The sequence below is a fragment of the bacterium genome (assembly GCA_035559435.1).
GTDB lineage: Bacteria > Zixibacteria > MSB-5A5 > WJJR01 > WJJR01 > JACQFV01.
Genome location: DATMBC010000075.1, coordinates 16,904 through 40,200, shown reverse-complemented (window position 1 = coordinate 40,200; position 23,297 = coordinate 16,904). Strand labels below are relative to the sequence as shown.

At 64.2% G+C, this 23,297-nt stretch carries 17 protein-coding genes; 6 read left to right on the top strand and 11 right to left on the bottom strand.

Features of this window, described 5'->3' with window-relative positions; translation table 11 throughout:
- Positions 1-257: 257 nt before the first annotated feature.
- Positions 258-1,355: a peptidase gene (locus tag VNN55_09300; GenBank protein ID HWO57748.1), complete on the top strand. Its 1,098-nt coding sequence runs from the start codon at positions 258-260 to the stop codon at positions 1,353-1,355.
- 5 nt (positions 1,356-1,360) lie between these two features.
- On the top strand, positions 1,361-1,813 hold the full coding sequence (locus VNN55_09295; protein ID HWO57747.1) for a GNAT family N-acetyltransferase: 453 nt from the start codon (positions 1,361-1,363) through the stop codon (positions 1,811-1,813).
- Here VNN55_09295 and VNN55_09290 read toward each other — a convergent pair.
- From VNN55_09290 to VNN55_09245, 10 genes are all read right to left on the bottom strand, one after another.
- Positions 1,810-2,013, bottom strand: coding sequence for a hypothetical protein (locus tag VNN55_09290; GenBank protein HWO57746.1), 204 nt, complete (start codon positions 2,011-2,013; stop codon positions 1,810-1,812). The genes VNN55_09295 and VNN55_09290 overlap by 4 nt on opposite strands.
- Positions 2,014-2,114: 101 nt before the next feature.
- Positions 2,115-4,373, bottom strand: coding sequence for a cytochrome c biogenesis protein CcsA (gene ccsA, locus VNN55_09285; GenBank protein HWO57745.1), 2,259 nt, complete (start codon positions 4,371-4,373; stop codon positions 2,115-2,117).
- A gap of 150 nt (positions 4,374-4,523) precedes the next feature.
- Positions 4,524-5,339: a cytochrome c3 family protein gene (locus VNN55_09280; protein HWO57744.1), complete on the bottom strand. Its 816-nt coding sequence runs from the start codon at positions 5,337-5,339 to the stop codon at positions 4,524-4,526.
- A gap of 407 nt (positions 5,340-5,746) precedes the next feature.
- The gene (locus tag VNN55_09275) at positions 5,747-6,763 is read right to left on the bottom strand and encodes a hypothetical protein (protein HWO57743.1); all 1,017 of its coding nucleotides are present in this window, start codon (positions 6,761-6,763) and stop codon (positions 5,747-5,749) included.
- A gap of 56 nt (positions 6,764-6,819) precedes the next feature.
- Positions 6,820-7,836 carry a hypothetical protein gene (locus VNN55_09270; protein HWO57742.1) on the bottom strand — a complete coding sequence of 339 codons (1,017 nt, stop codon included), beginning with the start codon at positions 7,834-7,836 and terminating at the stop codon, positions 6,820-6,822.
- A gap of 403 nt (positions 7,837-8,239) precedes the next feature.
- A complete protein-coding gene (locus VNN55_09265) occupies positions 8,240-9,031 on the bottom strand; it encodes a hypothetical protein (protein ID HWO57741.1) in 792 nt (263 codons plus the stop codon).
- Positions 9,028-9,600: a hypothetical protein gene (locus VNN55_09260; GenBank protein ID HWO57740.1), complete on the bottom strand. Its 573-nt coding sequence runs from the start codon at positions 9,598-9,600 to the stop codon at positions 9,028-9,030. The genes VNN55_09265 and VNN55_09260 overlap by 4 nt, the downstream gene beginning before the upstream one ends.
- A 19-nt stretch (positions 9,601-9,619) precedes the next feature.
- Complete coding sequence (locus tag VNN55_09255) at positions 9,620-11,224, bottom strand: hypothetical protein (protein HWO57739.1); 1,605 nt, start codon at positions 11,222-11,224, stop codon at positions 9,620-9,622.
- A gap of 34 nt (positions 11,225-11,258) precedes the next feature.
- Entirely contained in the window at positions 11,259-12,401 is a 1,143-nt protein-coding gene (locus tag VNN55_09250) for a hypothetical protein (GenBank protein ID HWO57738.1), read from the bottom strand.
- Between the two features lie 2 nt (positions 12,402-12,403).
- On the bottom strand, positions 12,404-15,580 hold the full coding sequence (locus tag VNN55_09245) for a cytochrome c3 family protein (GenBank protein ID HWO57737.1): 3,177 nt from the start codon (positions 15,578-15,580) through the stop codon (positions 12,404-12,406).
- 259 nt (positions 15,581-15,839) lie between these two features.
- On the opposite strand from VNN55_09245, the gene VNN55_09240 reads away from it, so the two are divergent.
- The 4 genes from VNN55_09240 to VNN55_09225 all read left to right on the top strand — a co-directional run bounded on the left by VNN55_09240 (position 15,840) and on the right by VNN55_09225 (position 21,828).
- Positions 15,840-17,933, top strand: coding sequence for a S9 family peptidase (locus VNN55_09240; GenBank protein HWO57736.1), 2,094 nt, complete (start codon positions 15,840-15,842; stop codon positions 17,931-17,933).
- 66 nt (positions 17,934-17,999) lie between these two features.
- On the top strand, positions 18,000-19,337 hold the full coding sequence (locus VNN55_09235) for an efflux RND transporter periplasmic adaptor subunit (GenBank protein ID HWO57735.1): 1,338 nt from the start codon (positions 18,000-18,002) through the stop codon (positions 19,335-19,337).
- Positions 19,338-19,358: 21 nt separating this feature from the next.
- Positions 19,359-20,582, top strand: a complete 1,224-nt coding sequence (locus VNN55_09230) for an ABC transporter permease (protein HWO57734.1) — start codon at positions 19,359-19,361, stop codon at positions 20,580-20,582.
- Positions 20,575-21,828, top strand: coding sequence for an ABC transporter permease (locus tag VNN55_09225; protein ID HWO57733.1), 1,254 nt, complete (start codon positions 20,575-20,577; stop codon positions 21,826-21,828). Before VNN55_09230 ends, VNN55_09225 begins: the two co-directional genes overlap by 8 nt.
- Before the next feature lie 84 nt (positions 21,829-21,912).
- Here VNN55_09225 and VNN55_09220 read toward each other — a convergent pair whose 3' ends face one another.
- A complete protein-coding gene (locus tag VNN55_09220) occupies positions 21,913-23,274 on the bottom strand; it encodes an amino acid permease (protein ID HWO57732.1) in 1,362 nt (453 codons plus the stop codon).
- Positions 23,275-23,297 lie beyond the last annotated feature (23 nt).

Sequence of the window (23,297 nt, the reverse complement as noted above, 5' to 3'; positions counted from 1 at the left end):
CCTGCGATCTGTCTTCTCCATCCCGTGATTCGTTATCTTGGCTTCATGACCCCGGTTCGTAAGACACGACGTCAGATCGTGTCCGCCACATATCGGGATCGATGCGTTCGATGGAACCGACCCCTCGTTGCCGGAACATGACGGGGGCGTAAACTGATCGTTAAATTGAAGGTACCGGGGAATCCCAAACCAACGGGGCGCTTGTGGATATCTCGAAACAGAATGCGTTGGTCAGAGAATGCCCGCGCGGGCGTCACATGCTCGTCGCCGTGCTGACCTGCGCCACGACGATGACGCTCCTGGCCTGCAGCAGTTCCTCAACGGGCAGTGACGATGGCGATCACATTGTGGAGGGCATCAACCTCACCCAGTTGTTCCAGCCGCCGACCGCGCAGGAAAAGCAGGCGGTCGTGGCCGACTGGGCGGCGCGGTCGGTGGCGGCCGGCGGCGCGGTGATTGTGAACTCTTCCCCTGTTTCGCTGGGCGGCACCGCCGCCACGGTCAGCATCATTTCGCACACCGTCGGCGGGGTCACCCACTTCGGCGCGGCGATTGCGCCTGACAATGCCGGGGCGGCATCGCTGCCACTGGTTGTCTATTCGCACGGCGGCGACGAAGGCGTGGATGTCAGCGAATTGCTCACGATCCTGACCGTCGCGCTGGCCAGCGCCCAGGATGATTACGTATACCTGATCCCATCGTTCCGTTCCGAGCCGCTGCGATACCAGGGCGCGGTCTACCAGTCGACCGGCGCCGCCAGCCCCTGGGATTACGATGTCGACGATGCCCTCGCGCTGGTCAACAGCGCCCTGTCGCTGGTTCCGGCGGCCGATCCGGACCGGATCGGCGTGGTAGGCTTCAGCCGCGGCGCATGCGTCGGGATGTTGATGGGGATTCGCGATGAGCGGATCGATTTGGTAATCGAGTTCTTCGGCCCGACCGACTTCTACGGCGACTTCGCGCAGGATGTCTTCGAGGATGCGCTCACCGGCTCATTGCGTCCGTTGCCCGGGCTGCAGGCCTTGAACGCCGAGATCATCCAGCCGCTGAAGAGTGGCACGATGAGTTACAGCGACGTCCGGCTGGCGATGCTGCGCCGCTCGCCGGTTTACTTTGTCGACCGGCTGCCGCCGACCCAGGCGCATCATGGCCGATCCGACAACATCGTGCCGGTCGGCGAGGCCGAGCGTCTGCGGGACGTCTTCGACGATGCCGGTCTGACAGCCCCCGATTACGCCGTCTTCCTCTACACCGGCGGCACACACAATCCGGTCACATTGCTGGGCAGTTTCGAGCGGGCGCGGGGATTTCTCGAGCGGCTCAATGCGCCAACGTTCGCCCATGGAGTGGATTGACGGATATGGCAGAGCACGATGAGATTCAGGTCCGGATCGTTCCCGCGCAGGTCATCTATCCACTGCGCCACAAGGTCCTGCGTCCCGGCCGTCCCTTCGCCGACTGCATCTGGGCGCAGGACGATGAGCCCACCACCGCGCACTTCGCCGCCTTCCGCCATGGCGAAGTCGTCGGTGTGGCCTCCATGGCGATTTGCCCGCGCGCGGATGATCCGCCCAACACCTGGCGGCTGCGCGGCATGGCCACCGACCCGGCGCGGCAGGGGCAAGGCATCGGGGCGCTGGTGCTTTCCGCCTGCATCGAACATGTGCGCGCCAAGGACGGCGCGCTCATCTGGTGCAACGCCCGCACCCGCGCGGTGCCTTTCTACCGCAAACACGGATTCGTCACGGTCGGAGACGAGTTTGAGATACCCGGCGTCGGCCCGCACTACGTCATGGTACGGCAGCCGGTCTAGGCAACCCTGCGCGGCCCGCCGAGAAGGCGCGCCGGCAGCGTGAGGATTGCGCGCAGCACCTCGAAGACCGCGTCAACCGCGATTCCGAGAATCCGAAACGGCAGCAAGAGCAGCCAGACAATCGGGTAGAGCACCAACGCCAACAGCGCCAGCGGCCAGCACACGACAAACAGGATGAGCCAGATGATGAAGGTCGCCATGCTCTCTGTTACGTGGATTCCCGCCAATTGTTCTACCTCAAAACAGACATCCCCCGTCGATCCTGTCAACGGGGGATGCAATGGCGCCGTCACTGGTACGGCTAATGCGGCAGCGTGGTCTTCAGACGGCCCCCTTTGGGGAGGCCGGGGAACGCGGAAGCGGGATGATCGTGCGCGATCACGAGTTTCTCCTCGACCCGACGGCGCCAGTAGGAAAAGCCGGTACCGAGGGTGATCAGGATGCAGCCGGCCCAGACCAAACTGGTCAACGGTTTGCGCGACACCGACAGAACCAGCGACTCGCCGCCGGCCATCTGCCCCGTCGTGGGGTCATCGATCTCCAGCGTGACCGATCGCTGCTCCACCGACATCCCGACCAGCGAGAGCCCCATCTCCGTGCCGGGGATCCGGACGATCGGGGAGTGCTTGCCCGACACCGTGGACTCCATCGACGGGATGATCTCGTAGGATGTGCCATTCTGTTCGGCGTTGATGACCGCGCCAACCTTCATGGCGCCGCCCTCGCCATGCTGCGACATGTCATAGCGGACAAAGCTCAGATTCCAGCCGCCATAGGAGGAGGTCTGACCCTTGGTCAGCGTCAGACCGTGGCCGGCGTGGGCTGAGGCCTGATGGTCCAGCGGCGCGATGTAGAGATCGGAAAGGAACCCCTTCTCGATGTGCGGGGTGCGCATCACTTGCTGTGAATACTCGGAGATGTAGAGCTTCGGATGCGCCACGGTCGTGTCGTTTCCGCGCACGAGGCGAAGATCGAGATAACCGTCTTCGGTGGTCTCGCCTTTGACCGCGCGGAGAAATTGAATCTGCGTGCCGTAGGATTCACCCGTTTCGCCCGAGCGCAAAGTCAGCGTCTCCTCGCCCGAATACGCGGCCGACGCGATGATCCCAAGCAGCATGACCGCGAATCCGAGATGGGTCAGGTGCCCGGCCATCCGCAATGGATGCCCGTGCGAAAACCGCCAGATCGCCAGGCCGTTGGACGCCAGCGCCGCCACCGAGACGAAAATCAAAACCGCGTGCAACGGCGCCAGTGTCGTCAATAAAATCGCCCCAACGGTCACCACCGTGGCAGCGATGATCGACCAGATGACCGTCCGGAAGAGTTCGCCCCACTGGGTGCGTTCGACCAGCAGGAAGGGCGAAAATCCCAGCACCAGCGCGATGAGGATGCCGATCGGCAACGAGACCTGGTTGTAGTAACTCATCGCCACATTCGAGGGATTCCCGACCAGGCCAGTGAGAATCGGTGACGACGTCCCGAGGATCACAAACGCCGCGGCCAGGCAGAAAAGCAGCACGCCGGTCACCAGCCCGAACTCCCGCGAACTGATCGCTTTGGGAATGGGCGGGCCGGTCACCTTGCGGCCGCGCATCAGCAGCATGATGAAGGAGATGTGCGCGACGATGAACAGAAAGGCCGACAGGTACGAGTTGATACCGGCATCGGCGAACGAGTGCACCGAAAAATCGGACAGCACGCCGGACCGCGTCAGGAAGGTGCCATACACCACCAGGATGTACGACACACAGGCCAGCCACATTGTGGTCTTGGGGAGCTGCCCCTTGGTGCGATAGAGAATGAGGGCGTGCAGAAGCGCCATGCCGGTCAGCCACGGCACCAGCGAAGCGTTCTCCACCGGATCCCAGCCCCAGTACCCTCCCCACCCCAGCACCTTGTAAGCCCAGAAACCGCCAATGAAGATGCCGGCGCCCAACGTCACGGTCGCAAAGGCCACCCACGGGAAAATTGTGGTCGCCAGCGACCTGAACGACCGCATCGTTAGCGCGGCGATGACGTAGGCAAAGGGAATGGTGAACGCGGCATACCCGATGAAGACGATCGGCGGATGGATCACCATCCACGGATCCTTCAGAAGCGGGTTCATCCCGCTGCCGTCGGCCGGAACGCCGCCCTCCACCGGCGCGAACGGCGAGCGGACAAACAGGAGGAGCATGAGGAACGCCTGGGTCGCGAGCACATAGACCATCGCCCAGCGATGATATTCGCCGCCGCGGCGGATGACGAAGACGGCCATGACGGCGACCATCCAGGCCCAGAGCAGGAATGTCCCCTCCTGCCCCGCCCAGACCGCGGAGATCTTATAGAAGAGCTCCTGGGCCAGCGAGGAATTGTGCGCGACGTAGGCGAACTGGAACTGGTCCGCCAGAAAGGCGACCAGGAGCAGGACCAGCGCCGCCGACAACAGACCCAGATGCGCGTAGACCATCCGGTCGGCCAGGCGCAGCATGCGCGCATCGCGTGCGCGCGCGTACAGCACGATGGCCGCCAACATCGTCAGTCCGGCCAGCCACAGCGTCATGTTTTGAACATTCATCATTTAGCGTTCTCCTCCCGCCCGCATGGAATCTACGCGGGGGGCAAGACGTCGGCGGTCAATTCCGACCGATTCACTCGCGATTTTGACAGAATCAACGCTGCCGTGTCCGGAAACCATCCGGCCGGAGGGCGTACAGGCCGATCACACGCCCTACAATTCGGTCCGATTATGACACTGCTCGCAACCGAGGCCATCCGGAGTGGTCGTCGGATCCCAACGGAGGGCAAACGCGTGGCCATTCCCGTGGGCCTGGTGGCAGCTCAGGCAGAACACGCCGTTGGTCGTCGCCTGGACCTGCGTGGCCGTGACAAAGTCGGTGGCGTTGATGCCAACCCACTTCAGCCGCGACGTGCCGTTGAATCCGGCGCCTGACCCCGCTTCCCAGTGCGACGGGTCGGTAGTGCCCCGCGCCGCGCCCTGAGCGATGGAGTTGGTCGACCCGCGCTCGCTGTCGTAGGAAGGATGGCGATTGTGCCATCCGTCGCCGTCGGGATCGATGTAGGACTCGCCGCTGTAGACATGGTGGCAATCCAGGCACATGTTGGAGACTTCGCGCAACAGGTCGGAATTGGCGGTCCCGTAGGCGACATTCGCCTCCTCGTAACGCGCCAGACCCGCGGCCGGCCCCGATTGCAGAAGCCCGAACTGCGGCTCGCCGCCCGGGTAGGACGCCCACTGCAGATTGCGCGGGCGGCCGTTGCCGTGCGGATTGTGGCAGTCGATGCAGGTGACCGAGGCGGTGGCCAGTTCCCCGCCGAAATGGCAACGGAGGCAAAGTTCGTAATCTTCCGTCTTCAGACCGCGCTCCAACGAATGCCCGCGGGGATTGCGTTCTCCGATGTCAGCGAAGTAGCCCGCCGAACGGGCCGCCAGGCCATTGATGTCCGTGCCGACGACATCGGGGATCCCGGGCTGGTTGTCGTGGCATGTCAGGCACAGGTCGATCGGATCCGCCGTCTTCAGCAAATGCGCTCCCCCGGCAAAATTCTGGGGATATCCCCCAAACGGATCATTGACTGGGTCATCGTTGAGTCGATGTTGTTTCGACTGATGCATGACATGGCAATCAGCGCAACGCAACGTGACGCCGTTGTGATAAGTGTCCAGAGCCTGGGCGCCGGCCGCCATCGGGGACCGCGGGGCCGTGCGCAAATGGATCGGACGCAGAGGCGAAGGACCGCTCGCCGCAATCGCCACGGACGCGATGCTCATCAGGATCGGTACGATTGACAGTATGGGTCTCACGTGTGGTCCTCGGCGCGATTCTGATATCTCTGCGATCTCATCGTGTTACTCCATACAATGGGGGGGCACCGCCGTTGCGGTGTCCCCCCGGAACAACGTCCCCGATGCGGGACGGGAACGCGAACGTCTTACGAGCCCTGGCGATGGCAGGTGCGGCAGGTGGTGCGCATCGTCGCGCCCGCGGTGCCGTCTTCACCGATGGTCGACAGACCATCCTGAAGGATTATGCCAAAGCTGTTGGTGTTGCCATGCGCCCGGTGGCACGAGAAGCAGGACGGGGTCAGGTCGGTCGGGCCGGTGGTGAAGGCCGTGCCCTGCGTGCCCCAATCGCCGGTCGCGCTCATAACCTTCGGACGATAGAGACGGGCGCCGAACGTCGAGATGCTGATATTCGCTTCGGCCGCCGGGTGACGCAGCCAGCCGTCGGCGTTGGCCATGTGGGCGTCGGTCGAGTTGCCATGGAAGTTCGTGTGACAGCTCTTGCAGAAGTCGCCATAGCGTGAGCCGGTGACGTTCGGTTCGTTGAAGTCGACATTGCCGATGTCATAGTGATCCGAACCACTGGCGGTGCGCTCGAAGACGTCCTTGGTCAGATCGTTGGTCCCAATCGCATAGGTCATGTACGCCGTGTACACCGTGTGGGTGGCGTCGTAGTTGCCCAGATTGCGATAGGGGTTGGTGTTGGTGCCGCTGCTCCGGCCGTGCGGCTGGTGGCAGTCCACGCACTCGAGTCCATGGGGGTTGCTGAACGTGCCGCCCGGGGCCACGTCATGCGATCCCAAGGTGTGGCCGGTGGACGCGAAATACGGCGCCGTGTTGTTCATGTTCAATGCGCCGCCTTGGCGACCGGTGGTCGGGGCCGTTCCGCCGTTGGCCTCCAGGACATCAGGCGCGAAGGTCTGATTGTTATGGCAGGTCAGGCAGAGCGCGTTGATCTCATTGCGGAGCAGGTACTGGTACGGCGGGGCGCCGCCGATCGGGGTGAACACCCCGCTGCCGTCGGCGTTGTAGCCGTGCTGCTGAGAGCCATGCATTACATGGCACTCGGAACAGTTGAGGGTCACGCCCTTGTGATAATCACCGGCCATGACTGCGACAGGCACGATGAGAACGAGCGCGACCATCAGCACGAAGGTACGCTTCATGTGAAGCCTCCCAAGGTTGATGGTTGAAACGTGTGAGTACGTCATGACTTGTAATCTCATTCAACGCTTTCCGGGTCCACCACGACGGTTCCTGGGCCGGACGCGGGTGTGGGTTGAGCGGGGGCGGCATAGACCGCGCCGGGAAGGACATACTCCTGAATCCGAGCACCGACCCGCTCGGCCACGACCAGCCGTCCGACGCCATCCCCGGTGACTCCGGAGGGATAACGGACGCTGCCAGGTCCGGCGCCGTATCCCCCGACGTATTCGATGAATTCACCCTTGTCCGAATAGTGCTTGACCGCGTGACGAAGCGCGTCCGCGATCCAATACGACCCGTCAGCGGCAAACAGGAACGACGCGGGATAGGACAAATCCCCCTCCGCGACATCGTGCCCGGCAAAGGCCACAATCAGCCGGCCGCTGGGATCGTAGACGCGCACCGCCGGTTCGCCGCGGTAGTCCAAGACCGCGAATCGACCATCCGGAGCAACACTCATCGCCGTTATCGCCTGCACTCCTTCCGCTGTGGTGTTGACCAAAAGTTCGCACGATGACCCATCCGTCAGGCAACGCGCCACCCCGGTGCGTGAGCCGGCGATGCTCACGTAGAGGCGCCCCTCTCCGTCCAGCGCGATCTTCTCGGGACGGAGCGAGGGATCATGCCAGCCGATGGCCTCAAGCACATCGATCTGGTCGATCCGCTCGCCGCGGATGTTGAGCACATCGATCATTCGGGAATAGTAGTCGGTAATGAAAATCTCGCCTTCGGCCGAAACCACCAACGCGTGCGGTTCACCCGGCACGCGACGCCCCGTCTGCGGGTCGGTGATCCAGTGGACAAACGAGTAGCGCGGCAGACCGGTCGAATCGAGCACGTCGATCATTCTGCGCCCGCCATCGAGGACGTACAACTCGCCCGTCACCGGATCGGCGAAGAGTCCGACGATGGCGCGATACGGTTTCCCGCTGGCAGACTCGGTGAGAATGGCCGTGACCTCCCACGGCGAGACTTGCGCACGCACGGATGCGCCGGGAATCACGGCCGCGACGATCAGGACAAAAAGCGTCACATATATATTTACTTTGCGATTATTTTCACAATCTCTTGGGGATACAGCGCTGGTTCGTATGTGGCACATGCGACGCGTCTTGGCGAGTACCGGATACAGTGTTTGCCGCCGCGACGCCCACGGGGGGTCGCCGCGGTGACGCCCGACGAAGCAAAAGATCGCGTTTACTCGGGAAAAGTCAACGGATTTTGTGAAACCTTTCTCTTGTTTTGACAGCGCAACGCCGTGCCAATCACGAAAGAAAAGTGCGAGGAGCTGTCAGAATCGACACGCGCCAACGTCAACGGTCACGCCCGATTCGAAGCCCGACGGGGGCCGTGCGACGACCATCTCGGCAGTAAGTCGAGGAGTCTGCCGTGATTGTGACACAAAGTTCGCCGCAATTACACCGGTTGGCACGCCGCTAATCGGCGCGCGGCGCGCAGGGGGCATCGGCGATGTGCTTTGCCAGCGCGCGGGCCGCTTTGCGCGCCAGATTGCGGCCCAGACGGGTGATGTCATGCTCCACCCCCAGCGCAAACAGCCATTCCCCATCGTTGCCGACCGCATGCAGCGACTCGGACCACAAGGTGCGGCCGTCGGAGGCCCGCTGAAGCTGCAACACACAGCTGATCATCGGGATCGGCCCGGAGTACTGGTCCTGGTAGATTTCGTAGTTAAGCAGCGAGCCGACCACCAGATATTGCGCGTCCAGCGCCCTGCTTAGCCGCGCCCGCTGTTCATCATCCATCAACACCGGCTGCCGCACTCGTCCGCGCATCACCGCATCGTCGACCTTCGCCGGCGCGATGAGCTCGGCCGGCTCGAGACCAGCCAGCGCCTCCTCCAGAAGCCGCTGCAATACCCGCGCCCCTTCCTCGGCCGTCGAGAGGTTTTCAAGCGGCAAGACGGCGAGTCGGGGTCGTCCGGGCAGAAGTGTCAGCGGCTGGAAGCAGACCTGCGCCTCCCCGCAGGTGTCCGCCACCGACCAGATGCGAATCACCAGCGAATCGACCGCCAGCACCGAGTCCCGGTACAGGAGCGACACGCCCCCGCATCCGCCGGCGACCTGCGGACGCCCGCAAGCGTCGAGGTCATCCAGGAGCCGGCAGAGCACTTCCCGGCCATCCGGACAAGTCACCGTCAGCGGCTCGGCCCGGAGGGCGCCATACAGCGCGACAACAAGCGCCAGCGCGGCCAGTGCACACCGTGTCATGGCAACGTCCCCAGCGCCCGGCGGCAGAGTTTGGTGGCCAGTTCGCTCAACGTGTGCGTCTCGCCCAGCGAAATCACCGGCAGTTTCGGCCCGCCGCGTTCGCCGACCGACACATCCCAGACCACCCGCCCGGTGGGGGCATCGATTAACTTCAGCGAGAACGCCACCATCGGGAATTCCTCCTGCCCGACCCGTTCCATCCGGTAGTCGCGCACGGTGCCGATGATGATCCCCTGCGCGCCGGTTTGCTGCGCGATGGCAGCCAGCGCCGCCGAATCCAACGCCGCCGGAAAAGCCAGCCCCTGCTTGTTGCGCACTTCCAGTTCCACCTTGTCGAACTGACCCTGCGGCACCAGGTCGAATTTGCCCTTCTTCAACAATTCGGTCAGAAAGATGCGCTGCAACTTCTGCCCGGCCCGCGAATCTTCGGCCAGAGATTCGAAGGCGGCCACGCCGACACGGCGGTAGTACGCCATATCGGCGTCGGGATTGACATAGGAGCGCGTGCCGGAACACGACACCAGCAGCGCCGTCAGGGATGCGATGACAAGGACATTGGCAAATCTCATGAGTTCACCTCGCGCATGGTCAGAATTGGGCCGAGAATCCCGCGCCCCAGATGTCATGTGTGTCACGGCCGCTGCCGCGCCATGTGTAGTTCACTGAGATGGTCGTTGATGGGCTCAGCCAGTAATCGAACGTCAGGATCCAGGAAGAGGCCGCCTCCGCGGGGGCGGTGGCCCCGGCGGTCCGGGCGGTCTCGCGGCTGGCGTAGTACGCGCTGGCGTTGGCCACCGATGCCAGGCGATAGGTCGTCGCCACACTCCAGATCATCGTCCACGACGACTCCAGGAGCCGGTTGCGGCGCAGAGTGCTGGTTCCGGTGAAGCTCAGTCTGGCATCCGGCGAGTACTGCATTGAGCCGGAGACGCTCTCCTCGCTGATGTCAAACTCCGAGAGCCGCTTGCCCTCGGCGATGGCATTGTAGGACACCTGCGCCTGCGAGCCGTGTGTCGGATACAGACGCAAATAGGAGGTGCCGCTGACCGCGTAGCGCACCGCCTGCAGTCCGTGCCGGTCGGCCAAACTGACCTCGGTGGACAGCTCGGCGTGCCGATGCGGACGGCCGCGCAGCGCCGCGAAGTAGGCGTCCGAAAAGCGAACACCCTTGCCCGCCCCCTGGTAGGCGATGCGATAGACGGTGAACTGGCTGTTGATCCGGCGGAAGAAGATCCGGTCGGTGTTGGCGCGCACTTGCCAGTAGTCGGTGTTGCGGGACTCGGTGCCCTGCCGTTCTTCGGTCCGTTCGAAGTAGCGGAGCACGCCAATCGACCAGCGCGCGGTGGGCATCAGAGTGAGCACACCGGTCGCGAGTTGATCGTCGGTGTTGTCTGTGGGGTTGCCGCCCGCGTCGCGGCGGATGTAGCGGCCGCTGTATTGACCGGTCAGCGAGACCCAACGGGCGGGCTGGCTGGACAGATTGGCGGTCGGCACATGCTGATTGACCGCGGTCGTGACCTGGCCGACGCGGCGATTCCAGGTGCGGTCGAAGTTGTACCCGAGCCCGAGCCGCCCCTGGCCGGGCAGCGGCAGATCGATCGAGGCGATCGCGCGGTAGGATTCGACCGTTTCCGAAAGCGTGTCGCGCGCGTGCCGGCGCTGGCGGGAGTAAGTGGTAGCCAGCACTCGCGATCCTCCCTGCCAGTTCATCATGTACGAATCCCAGTTGTCGCGTCCGCCGGGCCGATCGGCCGTTTCCGTCCGGAAGCGCGACATGTCGTAGGCCAGGCGCGGCCACTTCGCCGGAGACAGCTGCACGTTGGCGCGCCAGCGGCGGCTTTGTTCATCGGGCGCCGCGCCGCCCCGACGCAGTGTGTACGGCTCATACCCGACCCGCGCGCCATAGCCGGCGCTGGAGAGCTGCAGGTCATAGCGCGGGCGAAAATCCACCGGCTGAACCGCGTTGCCGGTGCGGTAGTAGAAGTTGCCGGTGAACACCAACAGGTTCTTGACAAAGAGACGGTCGGTCAGCCGCAGATAGTATTGCTGCGCGACCGATTCATTGGCATCCGCCTCCGCGCCGGCGGATGTGCTCTGGTAGTCGAGTTTCATCGATCCGCCGATTTCCTGCGCCGCCGCGGGGCATGCGGCCGCCCACACCAGAGCGATCGTTCCCAGGGCACGCCCCGGCACACCCGCCAACCATCGGTGACACCGGGACCGCGTATCAATCGCCTCCGCCGTGTTCTCCCGAGGAGGGATTGTGCACGTTGAATCCGCCGGGGCTGGAGTAGTCGCGCCCGTGACAGTCGTAGCAATGCTTGGTCTCGTACGAGCGATGCGGGTATTCATTCGGCAGCGCCTTCGGCCGGATGCCTTCGACCGTTCCCCCGCTGCCCGGTTGATCCGGATAGGCATGGCAGCCGGTGCAGAAACGCCGCACCTGCGCCGCGTCGTTCCTGATGTCGGTCAGGCCATACCAACCGGGTCGTTGATCGGAGATGAGATAACCGTTGGGATGCTGCCCGTCGCTGCCGGCTGAGCCATGCGGGTTGTGGCAATCGTAGCAGGGCAGCCGATCGCCCCGCTTGACCGCGCCGCGGGTGTAGGAAATCGCATGGCCGGCGCGTGAGGAACCGGAACTGACACGGCTGTAGAAGTCGGCGATCCGGCGCGATTCGGGCGTAAGCCCGGAGGGTCCGCTGGGACCGTGACAGTCCAGGCACAGGGCATATTCGGCCGGGGCGGCGTTGGTGCCCGAACCGGCGATTGGACCGTAACGGCGCTTGAGTTGATCATACGGCGTCGCGCCGTTGTGGGGATCGTGGCAATTGAGGCATGAGCCCCGGCCGGTGTTGTCCAGACGCGGCATAGACGGGCTCGCGTAATGCGCCGAGTAGGCGGTGTTCTCCCAGATCAGTTTGCCCGGCCATCGGGTGCGGTTGTTGACCCCCGGCACGCGCACGCCTCCCGCGCCGGCCTCAAAGTAGCCGTGGTAGGGATGCTGGTCGGGGAACCGGTCCTGCTCCTGCGCCGGGTAGCCGGCGGCGCCGCCGTCGGGGCGGTTGATATGACAGCCGCCGATGCCGCTGGTCGAGTAGCAAAGCATGTTGTTGTTCGGCGCAAACAGGTTCTGCGCCTGCGGCTGCGTCTCCGCGTGCGTGATGTGGCATTGGCCGCAGTCGCCGCGCGGCAGCGCCGGATCGCGCAGCACTCCGTCGCTCGGCGACAGATGCGCCCCGTCGTAAGGCAGATTCCCCGGCGGATCAAGCGGCGCCTGCGAGCGGGCCTCATGCGAGAACGTCAACGCCAGCGCCGCGGTCCCCACCGCCAGCGCACACGACAGTTCTCGTCCCCAACCTCGTCTCATTGTCATCCTCCACTGTGCGATGCCGACGGATCATGGCAGCGCACGCACAAACCACGCATCGCGTCGCCGAGAAGCAACGCTTTTTGCGCGGAATTGTGGGGTGAGTGGCAGCTGGTGCAGACAATCTTGCCGCGGTTGTCGGGATTCTTGGTCTGTTCGCCCATCGCATGGAAGTGCGTCTTGGGCGCGTCTTCGTGGCAGCGCATGCACAACGCCATGATGTCCGTCTCGGACAACAGCCGCGCGTCGCTGCCGCCATGCGGGGTGTGGCATATCGCGCAGTCCTCGCGCGCCGGGTTGTGCACCACCGAATCGGCGAGGTTGATCGTTTCGTGGCAGTTGGTGCAGACGGAGAACCCGGTCTTGCGCAGCAGCGCGGGGGTGTCGCCCACGTGCGGCGAGTGGCAGGTCATACAGGCGGCGCTGTCGGCCATGGCCGCGTGCACCACCGGCATGCCGTCGATGGCCGCGATCGTCTCGTCGTGGCATTGCCCGCACAGCTGACGGTCGCCACGGACTTCGGTCGCGCCGGCTTCGTGGCAGGCGCCGCACTCGCGCGCTTCAAAGGGGGGATGCTGCGAGCGCTTGAGCATCGCCATGCCTCGGGCGGCCGTGGTGTGCGGATCGTGGCAGGACATGCAGTCGCCGCCGGTGGCCGCCACGCCCGGCACCACATGCACCGCGCGCCAGGCGGCGGTCTTGGTGTCATGGCACTTGCCGCAGAGCTCCGACGGCGGCAACTGCAGGAGCGAGGCGTTGTCCGACGCATGGCCGGCATGGCAGGCCAGGCACCCTTCGGCAATGGCGCCGTGACGTGTCTCGTTCTGCATACGTTCCGCCAATGTGGTGTGACAATCCAGGCAGAGACCGTTCGCGTTTTTCACCAGCAGGCCGGGCTGCGCGGAACCATGCGGCTCATGGCAGCGCCGGCAGTCGCCTTCCGCATAGGGACGGTGGCGGATCTTGCCGGGGGTGGCATCATGGCATGATCCGCAGACCGACGACAGTTTGCCCGTCAACAGATGCGGCTCGTTCGACGAGTGTGCGCTGTGGCAGGCCGTGCACTCGCCGCCTGCCGCCAGCGCATGCGCGACGGTCATGTCCAGTTGCGTCTGCAGGTCCTCATGACAGGTCAGGCAGAGATCGGGCTGCGCGGCCGTGAGCGTGACGCTCCCCGGGCCGGTGTGGCAGGCATCGCAGGAGCCATCGCCGAACGGCACGTGCGTGTTCGACTTGATCAGCCCCTTGCGCTCTGAAGCGTGCGGGTCATGGCATTGGGCGCAATCGGCGCTGGCCAGATTGATCCCCCGATGCGGCTCGGCCGGAATGGCGGCGGGATCGTGGCACCCCTGACAGAGCTCGTAGGTCGGCTTCGTCAGCAGATTGCCATTGGGCGACTGATGGGCCGAGTGGCAGGCGGAGCACTCGCCGTTGCGCGCCGGCAGGTGCTGCACGGTCTTGGTCTGCCACAGATCGATTTCGTCGGCGTGACAGGTCCGGCAGAGAGAGACGGACGTGCTGTCCAGTTTGGGGTAGTTGAATATCTGTCCGACCGGCGTGCTCAGCATCTGCCGGCGCGGGCCCAGGAGGTTGGCAAACTGGCTGCCGTGCGGATTGTGGCAACCGCCGCAATCCCCCTGATCGAAGGGTTTGTGCACCGACTTGGCCGCCGGGTCGCGTGCGACATCATGGCAATCGGCGCAGACCCCGGACCCGGGCTTCAACAGTAGTCCCTTGTGCGGCGCTTCGTGCGCGCCGTGACAGGTGCCGCAGTCCTCCACCACCGAATGCTTGTGTTCGGCGGTGACAAAACGCGCGATGTTCTGATGGCAATTGAAGCAGAGCATCGGCGGCTCCTGCTGCAATGACTTGGCGCCGACGCCGGCGTGCGGGTCGTGACAGATGGCGCAATCGCCCTGCTTGACCGGCTCGTGCGCCACCATCGTCGGCGACAGGCGCGGATCATGGCATTTGACGCAGGTGGCTTGCGGCGTTTCGCGCAACAGCGCCGGCTGCATGCTCGCATGCGGCGAATGGCAGTCCAGGCAGCCGAGGTCGGCGGCCTGCAGATGATGCGACGCGGTGAATTTCGCGTCCGTGTGGCAATCGCGGCAGAGCGCCTCGCCGGGTTTGATCAACAGCGATTTTTCCGCGGAGCCGTGCGCGTCGTGGCAGACGTTGCAGTTTCCCGCCAGCACCGGCTGGTGAATGCTGACCGTCTTTTCCAGCACCGGCGCCGACATGTCCTCATGGCAGGTCTGGCACAGCAGCGCCACGCCATCCTTCAAAAGCCCCGGGCGACTGGATTGATGCGCCGAGTGACATTGGTAGCATTCGCCCATGGCGGCCGGCGCATGCGGCGTGGCCAGTTCCAGTTTGGCGCCGATGTTCTCATGGCAGGCGGAGCACCCGTTCCAGGTGGAATCGGCCGCGCCGATGGACTGCGGCGGCACAGGTTCCCCGGTGTGGCAGGCGTCGCACATGCCGTCGGCCACTGGCGGATGCACATGCTCGCCGATCAGCGCGGGCTTGGACGAGCGATGCGGATCGTGGCAGCCCGAGCATTCCAGCCCCGCCGGGTTGATCCCCTTGGCGTCATGCGCGCGCTGAACGCCCCCATTGTCGTGGCAGACCCCGCACTGCGAGCGCTGATCGGCGTTGAGGAGCTTGTCCAACGGACCGGTGTGGGGCACGTGGCACTGCCCGCAGGCGCGTTCGGCAAACGGCGGATGCTGCCGCGAGGCCGATGACGTGTCCGCCAATTGCTTATGGCAGGCGAGGCAGACTACATCGCCGTCGAGGTGGCGGATCAGTCCCTTTTGATCGGAGGCGTGCGGCTCATGGCAGGTGTTGCACATTCCCTGCGCGAACGCCGGGTGCGCATGCGCGCCGGATGCCACGGTGGTGTCGAAATCGGTGTGGCATTCCAAGCAGAGTTCTTTGCCGTCCTTTTTGAGGATCAGCATATTCGAGAACCCGTGGCGCAGATGGCAATCTTCGCAATCGCCTTTGGCGACCGGTTCGTGCTGAACTTTCTTCTTGAAGCGGGTCTTTGCCTCCTCGTGGCAGTCGTAGCAAGTCTTCTCCGCGCCGAGGGCCGCGCGCGAAGCCACGGTCAGCATCAGGGCCGCCGCCCAAAGCAGCAACCACACCATTGTCACGCCACGCCGATGGGGCATAGGGGTTCTCATCCTCCGACCGGAGTACGCTCCGGTGACGCAAACAAGATATGGGATAGGGGATAAACGCAAGGGAGCGACGGCACATAGTGACAGGTTCTTGTCCGAATTCGCCGCGACTTTTGACAGTTTTGCCAGATTTCTGACAACGCCGTCGACAACGCGGCCCGGTGTTGCTATCGTAGGCCCCGGCGGCGCGGAAATACCCGTATGCGGGTCCGGTTCATTGCGCACCGCGCCGCAATCTCCGGAGGCTGCCATGAAGTGTCGTCCACTGCCGGTTGTGACGATCGCCACGCTGGTCGCCTTGGTCGTGTTGGCCGTCTGGCCGCGTGACGCCGCCGCGCGCGATCCCCTGACACCCGATCAAGTGGCCCGCCTGCGCGGCGTCACCAGCGCCGTCATCTCCCCCGATGGGAAATGGATCGCCTACACGCTGCGCGTGCCCCGCGATCTGCGCACCGAGAAGGATGGCGCGGCGTGGGAGGAGCTGCATGTGGTCGACGCCGACGGGCGCTCGCGGCCGTATGTCACCGGCGCGGTCAATGTGACCACGGTGCGCTGGACGCCCGATGGCCGCGCGATCACCTATCTGGCCCGCCGCGGCGAGGATGAGAAACGCGCGCTCTATGAGATCCCCCTTGACGGCGGCGAATCGCGCAAGATCGCCGAACATGGCGCCGACATCGCCAATTATGAACTGGATCCCTCCGGGCAGCGCCTGTTCTTCCTGGCGACCGAGCCGACCCCGAAGGCGATCGAGTCACTCCGCAAGAAGGGCTTCACGCAGGAAGTCTATACCGAGTCCAAAGAACCGGTCCGGGTCTGGGTGCGCGCGGTGGACGCCCCCGATTCGCTGGCCAAGCGGCTGGACCTGACCGGCAGCGCCTCCGAGGCGCACTGGAGCCCCGACGGCGGGAAAATCGCGCTCTGTCTGGCGCCGACCGCCATGGCCGACGATGAGTACATGCGCCGTCGCGTGCACGTCATCGATGCCGCAAACGGCGCGCTGATCGCCAGAATCGACAATCCCGGCAAGATCGGACAGGTGGCCTGGTCGCCCGACGGGCGCCATCTGGCCATGATCGCCGGGGCCGATCCCAACGATCCCGCCGCGGGACGGTTGATGATCGCGCCGTCTTCCGGCGGCGTTCCGATCGACATCATCCCCGACCTGCAGGGCGACATCGCCGATTTTGCCTGGCGCGACAATCAGTCGCTGGTCGTCCTCGTCAATCAGGGCGTTTGGTCGCATCTCGACGTGATCGGCCTCGATGAACGCCAGTCGCGCCTGTATGCCTCTCCCGCGCCGATCTGGTCCGACCGGCAGACACCCATCGGCCGGCCCGAGGAGGGCGCGATCTTCACGTCGTTTTCGTATGCGGACCTGACCGGCGCGCTGGCGCTGACCGGGAATTCACCGCGGCATCCCACGGAAGTCTACTACCGCCGGAGCACCGGTTCCGAGCCGGTGCGTCTGACCGACAACAACCTTTGGCTGGCCGATTGCGCCCTGGCGCCGCAGGAAGTGGTCCGCTACACGGCGCGGGATGGCCTGGAGATCGAAGGCATCCTGATCCGTCCCCTCAACGAACAACCCGGCACCCGCTACCCCCTCATCTTGCAGGTGCATGGGGGTCCGGAGGCGCATTATCAGAATGGCTGGCTGACCAATTACGCCAGCGCCGGGCAGGTCGCCGCCGCCCGCGGCATGGCGGTCTTCTACCCGAACTACCGGGCCAGCACCGGGCGGGGAGTGGAATTCTCGAAGATGGACCACGGCGATTTGGCCGGGAAGGAATTCGACGACCTGATCGACGGCGTCGACCACCTGATCGGCGCCGGACTGGTCGACAGCGCCAAGGTGGGAGTGACGGGGGGATCATACGGCGGCTACGCCACGGCCTGGTGCGCGACCTACTACTCCGATCGCTTCGCCGCGGCGGTCATGTCGGTCGGCGTCACCGATCAGGTCTCAAAGTTCGCGATTTCTGACATTCCCAACGAATTGATCGAAGTGCATCTGCGCAAGACGCCGTGGGAGAACTGGCAATTCCTGCTGGAACGCAGCCCGATCTACTACGCCGACCGATCAAAGACGCCGACGTTGATCCTGCACGGCAAGAAGGATACGCGAGTCAATCCCTCCCAATCGCTGGAGCTTTACACCCACCTGACGATGCGCGGGAAGGCGCCGGTCCGTCTGGTGTGGTATCCCGATGAGGCGCACGGCAATCGCAAGGCCGCCGCCCAGCGCGACTACAACCTGCGGATGCTTCAGTGGTTGGAGCACTACCTGAAGGGGCCCGGCGGCGAGCCGCCGGATTATGTGCTTGATTACGGCTTGGAGTGAGCGCCGCGGCCGAAAAAAGTCGGGCACCAACGCAACTTGCCGCTGTCATGTCCGTACTCAGGGGGCATGGCTATCAAATGGCGCTCCCGGAAGAAGCTGCTGATCGGCGGCGGCATCGCTTTGATCATCATCGTCTTTGCTCTGATTTCCCTCACCAAATCCGGCGACAAACGCACGGTGGTTCAGGCGGATGTCGCGATCAAGGACGACATCACCGAACTGGTCAACGCTTCCGGACGTATCCAGCCGCAGACCAAGGTCAACATCGTGGCGGAGGTCTCGGCCGAGATTCGCGAAATCTATGTCCGCGAAGGGGATCGAGTCACCAAGGGGCAACCACTCCTGCTTTTGGACACCGTCCAGCTGAAATCGGATGTCGCCCAGGCGCGTTACTCGCTGGATGAGTTGACCTCACGCACGGCTTCCGCCAAGGCGCAATTCGAACGCGACAAGCTCGAGGCCGAACGGCAGGAAAAACTCTACGCCCAGAAACTGTCCTCGGAAACCGAATACACCAACGCCCGGCTTGCCTACGAAAGCAGCAAGGCCGAGTACGACGCCATGGAGGCGCAGGTCAAAACCGGCCGCGCCCGCCTCGACAAGGCGCTGGATAATCTGCGCAAGACCCGGATCACCGCGCCGATGGACGGCGTGGTAACCTACCTCGGCGCGGAGGTCGGCGAAATCTCGCAGGCGCAGACCTCGTTTACACAGGGCCAGACGCTGATGACGATCGCCGATCTGTCGGTGTTCGAGGTCGAAGTCGATGTCGATGAGACCGAAGTCGCCAAGGTCCAGGTGGGCCAGACCGCCAAGATCCGCGTCGATGCCTTCCGCGACACGTCGTTTGCCGGCGAAGTGGTGGAAGTCGGCAACTCGGCGACCATCTCGGGCCAGGGGACCGAAAGCTACACCACCAGCTTCCGGGTCAAGGTGCGTTTCGCCGATGCCAACCCCGGAGTGCGTCCCGGCATGTCGGCCTCGGTGGACATCACCACCGCGACCGCGGCGGATGCCCTGCTGGTTCCGTATGCCGCCGTCGTCACCCGTGAGTTCGATCCGGACTCGCTCAAGAAGTCCGCGACGCCCGTCGAGGAGGCCAGCGCGGTTGGCACGGCGCACGCCGCCGCCACTGACGACCCCGATGCCGAGTCGACTGAATCAGGCCCGGCACGCAAAGCCAAGAAGATCCGCAAGACCGGCGTCTTTCTGATCAAGGATGGCAAGGCCGCCTTCCGGGAGATCCGGACCGGCATTGCCGATGACCGCAACATCGCCGTGCACGAGGGCCTGGCTCCCGGCGACAGCGTGGTCTCCGGCTCCTTCCAGACGTTGCGACGTCTCTCCGACGGGGAGTTGGTGCGCGTCGATAATCCCACCGGCGGCGGCCCGGACAAGAAGTAGCCGCCTCGCGCGCGGACGGCCATGATCCTTTTGTCTCTCATCAAAGAGGCGTTTTCCGCCCTGTGGGTCAACCGCCTCCGCTCTGTCCTGACCATCGTCGGCATGGTGATGGGCGTGACGTCGGTCATTGCCATCGTCTCGACCGTCGAGGGCATGCAGAAGAACATGGTGCAGACGTTCGAGTCGATGGGGCCGAACACGTTCATGGTTTCCCGCATCGGTTTCGCCGTCGACATGAAGCAGTACCTCGAGCGTCTCAAGCGCAAGAAACTCAACCGCCACCTGATCGATCCGTTGCGCGAGGGCTGCCCCGACTGCGAGGACATCGGCGCCGAGGGGTATGCCAGCGATCATCTCAAATACGGCGCGCAGGGTATGAGCTGGGTGCAGGTCACCGGCGAGACGCCCAACATGCTGGCCATTCGCGAAAAGGACGTCGTGGAAGGACGTTACTTCTCCTGGGAGGATGACCACCGCCGCGCCAAAGTCGCCTTCATTGGCGGCAAGGTGAAAGACAAGCTCTTTCCCAACGAGGATCCCATCGGCAAACGCATTCGGATCGGGCCCAAAGAATTCACCGTGATCGGCGTCGCGGAGTCGGTCGGCGGCCTCTTCGGCGACGAAGCCGACGAGTTTGTCTCCATTCCGTTGGCCACCCATCAGTCGCTGTATCCCAAGCCGGGCAACCCGGTCAATCTGGTGATCAGGGCCGCATCGATGGAGTCCCGCGAACGCGCCATGGACCAGGTGCGCGTGGTGCTGCGCACCATCCGTCGGGTCGACTACGAGAAGCCCGATGACTTCGAGATCTTCACCCCCGATGCGATCCTCAGCTTCATCAACAACATCACCCGCGCCTTCCGGGTGCTGGTGGTGTCGCTGCCGCTTCTGTCGATTGTCATCGGCGGGATCGTCATCATGAACATCATGATGATCTCCGTGTCCGAGCGCACTCGCGAAATCGGCATCCGCAAGTCGATCGGCGCGCGCCGGCGGCATGTGCTGCTGCAATTCCTCTACGAATCGCTGATCCTTTCGCTGGTCGGCGGGCTGTTGGGCGCCACCTTCGGAATCCTCCTGGGACGGACCGTGCTGACCTCCCTGCTGGACATCCATGTCTCGGCCACGGCGCTGGGGTTGATTCTCGGCCTCGGCATCTCGACCGGCGTCGGCCTGTTCTTCGGCATTTACCCGGCGTGGAAGGCCTCGCGCCTCGACCCGATCAAGGCGCTGTCCTATGAGTAAGTCGGTCAAGACCTGGCCGGAGATGGTCGAGGGGATGCGGCTGGCGTTCGATGCCGTCCGCGTCAACAAGTTCCGCTCGATCATGACTATTATCGGCGTCATGATCGGCGTCGGGGCGGTGATCCTTGTCAACACGATCATGGACGGGTTCACGCAGTACACCTACGAATCGATCGACAAGATCGGCCGCAACGTGATGTACGTCAGCCAGTGGACCGGCCACGAGGACTGGGACAACCTGACCGAGGAGGAGCGCCGCCGCAAGCCGATCACGATGGACGAGGCCTACGCCATCCGCGAGATGTGTCCGTTGGTCGGCGCGATCGCGCCGCAGAAGAGCGCCCGCAACAACATCCTCAAGTACGAGGAAAAGGAAATCCGCACCCCCGACGATTTCCGCGGCACCTGGCCGGAGTGGGTTGATGTGATGGCGCGGGAGATCGAACACGGCCGCTCGTTTGACGACAACGACATGGCGCGCGAGGCGATGGTGGTTGTCATCGGACCCGAGATCGCCGACGCCCTCTTCGACACCCGAGCCGACGCGGTCGGCAAGGACATCCGCATCAACGGCTACAGGTTCCAGGTCATTGGCGTGATGGAGCACATCGAGGACTTCTTCAACATCAGTGAGAACGATTTCGCCTTCATCCCGATGTCCACTTTCGAGCGGCTCTACCCCAACGAAAAGGAAGTGGAACTGCTGGTCAGCGCGGTCTCGCGCGAGGTCTTCGACGAGGCCCTCGATCAGGTCGTCAACGCCGTGCGCCGGGTGCGGAAACTGCGGCCGGAAGACGAGAACAACTTCGGCGTCGAGACCCAGGCCCGGTTCAAAGACCAGGTCGGCGACATCGTCGTCAAAGTGCAGCTCGGCGCGACCGGCGTCGCCTGCGTCGGGTTGCTGGTCGGCGTGATCGGCGTGATGAACATCATGCTGATCGCGGTCACCCAGCGCACGCGCGAGATCGGCGTGCGCAAGGCGGTCGGCGCCCGCCGCGCCAACATCATGTTCCAGTTCCTCGTCGAAGCCGGCACCCTGACCGGCATGGGCGGCATCATCGGCATCGTGGTCGGCGCGCTGGTCGGCCTGCTGGTAACCTCCCTGCTCGACTGGCACTACTCGCTCTCCTTGCTGTGGACCTTTATCGGCCTGGCAATGTCGGCCGGCACCGGCATGATCGCCGGCCTCTACCCCGCCTGGCGCGCCGCGCGCGTCAACCCCATTGAAGCGCTGCGCTACGAGTAAGACCGCATAATTCGCGGACATCGAACAGAGCAGGTTCGGGCCGTCGGGCATGGCCCTCGCGGGCCGTGCACGGCAGGAGCGACTCTACTTGCAGTAGAAGCGCCGCCAGAGCCAGTAGGCAGGGAAACTCACCGCGATGATGACCAGCCCGATCACCGAATCGCGGGTGTTCTCGTGGAAGAGCTGGTACATCAGCCCCAGCGCCACGACGAGAAAGATCGCCGGTGTCACCGGGTAGAGGGGAACTCGGAAGGGCCGGTCCAGACGCGGCGCGCGGGTGCGCAGGACAAAGACCGCCAGGATGTTCATGACAAACCAGATCATTGCCACGAACACAAAGTAGCGGATCAGCTGGTCAAAGGTGCCCAGCAGGCAGTACGTTGCCGACACCACGCCGAGAATCGCCAGCGCGTTCGCCGGGGTCTGCAGACGCGGATGCACGCGTCCAACGGATTCGAAGAACAGGCACTCGCGCGCCATCGCAAACGACACCCGCGAACCGGCAATCACCATCCCATTGACACTCCCCGCGGTCGAGGCGATCACCAGCAGGTTGACAAACAGCCCGCCAAACTGCCCCATGGTGTGCTCGGCCATGTCCACCGCCACCGAGGAACTGGCCGCGATGCCGGGAATCGAGAGAACATAGACGTAGGAAGCGTTGACGAGGATGTAGACAATCGTCACCGCGCCGGTGCCGATGATCAGGGCCCGCGGCAGATCGCGGCGGATGTCCTTCACTTCACCGGAGAGGGTCGGGCCGTCGGCCCAACCCTCATAGGTCCACATGACCGACGCCATCGCCAGCGCGAACGCGCCCACCTGCCAGCCTCCCGACGGAGCCGCCCAAATCGGCGTCAGGTGCGTAAATTGCCCCTCGGTGGCAAAGACCGCAAAGACAACAAGCGACACCAGCGCCCCCACCTTGGCGGCGGTAAACGTCCGCTGAACCCGCGCGCCCAAAACCACGCCGAGCATGTTCAACCCGCAGGCGAAAAGCGCCAGCCCCGCGGCGATGACGCTCTCGGGGATCGGGATGCCGGGAACCAATCGCTTGAGATACGCGGCAAAGACCACCGCGACCGCGGCGACCGAGGCGGGATAGGTGATGAGCAGGGCCGACCAGCCATAGACAAAAGCCGGAGGCCGACCGTACGCCTCGCGCAGAAACACAAACGCGCCGCCGGTGCGCGGGTACATCGCCGCCAGCTCGGCGTAGGTGAGCGCGCCGCAGAGCGCCAGCAGCCCTCCGAGCAGCCACACCGAGATCATCGGCCCGAACCGGTCCAGCGACGCGGCAATCTGCGGTGGCGTCGCGAAAATCCCCGAGCCGATCATGATCCCGGCAATCAGCGCGACCGCGTCCCAGTACGTCAGGACACGCCGCAAGTCATCGCCGGCGGGTGGCGATGAGGTCGTCTGCAGTTGTGATTGAACCTGTGGCATGCGCCGGATGAATCCCGGCCGAT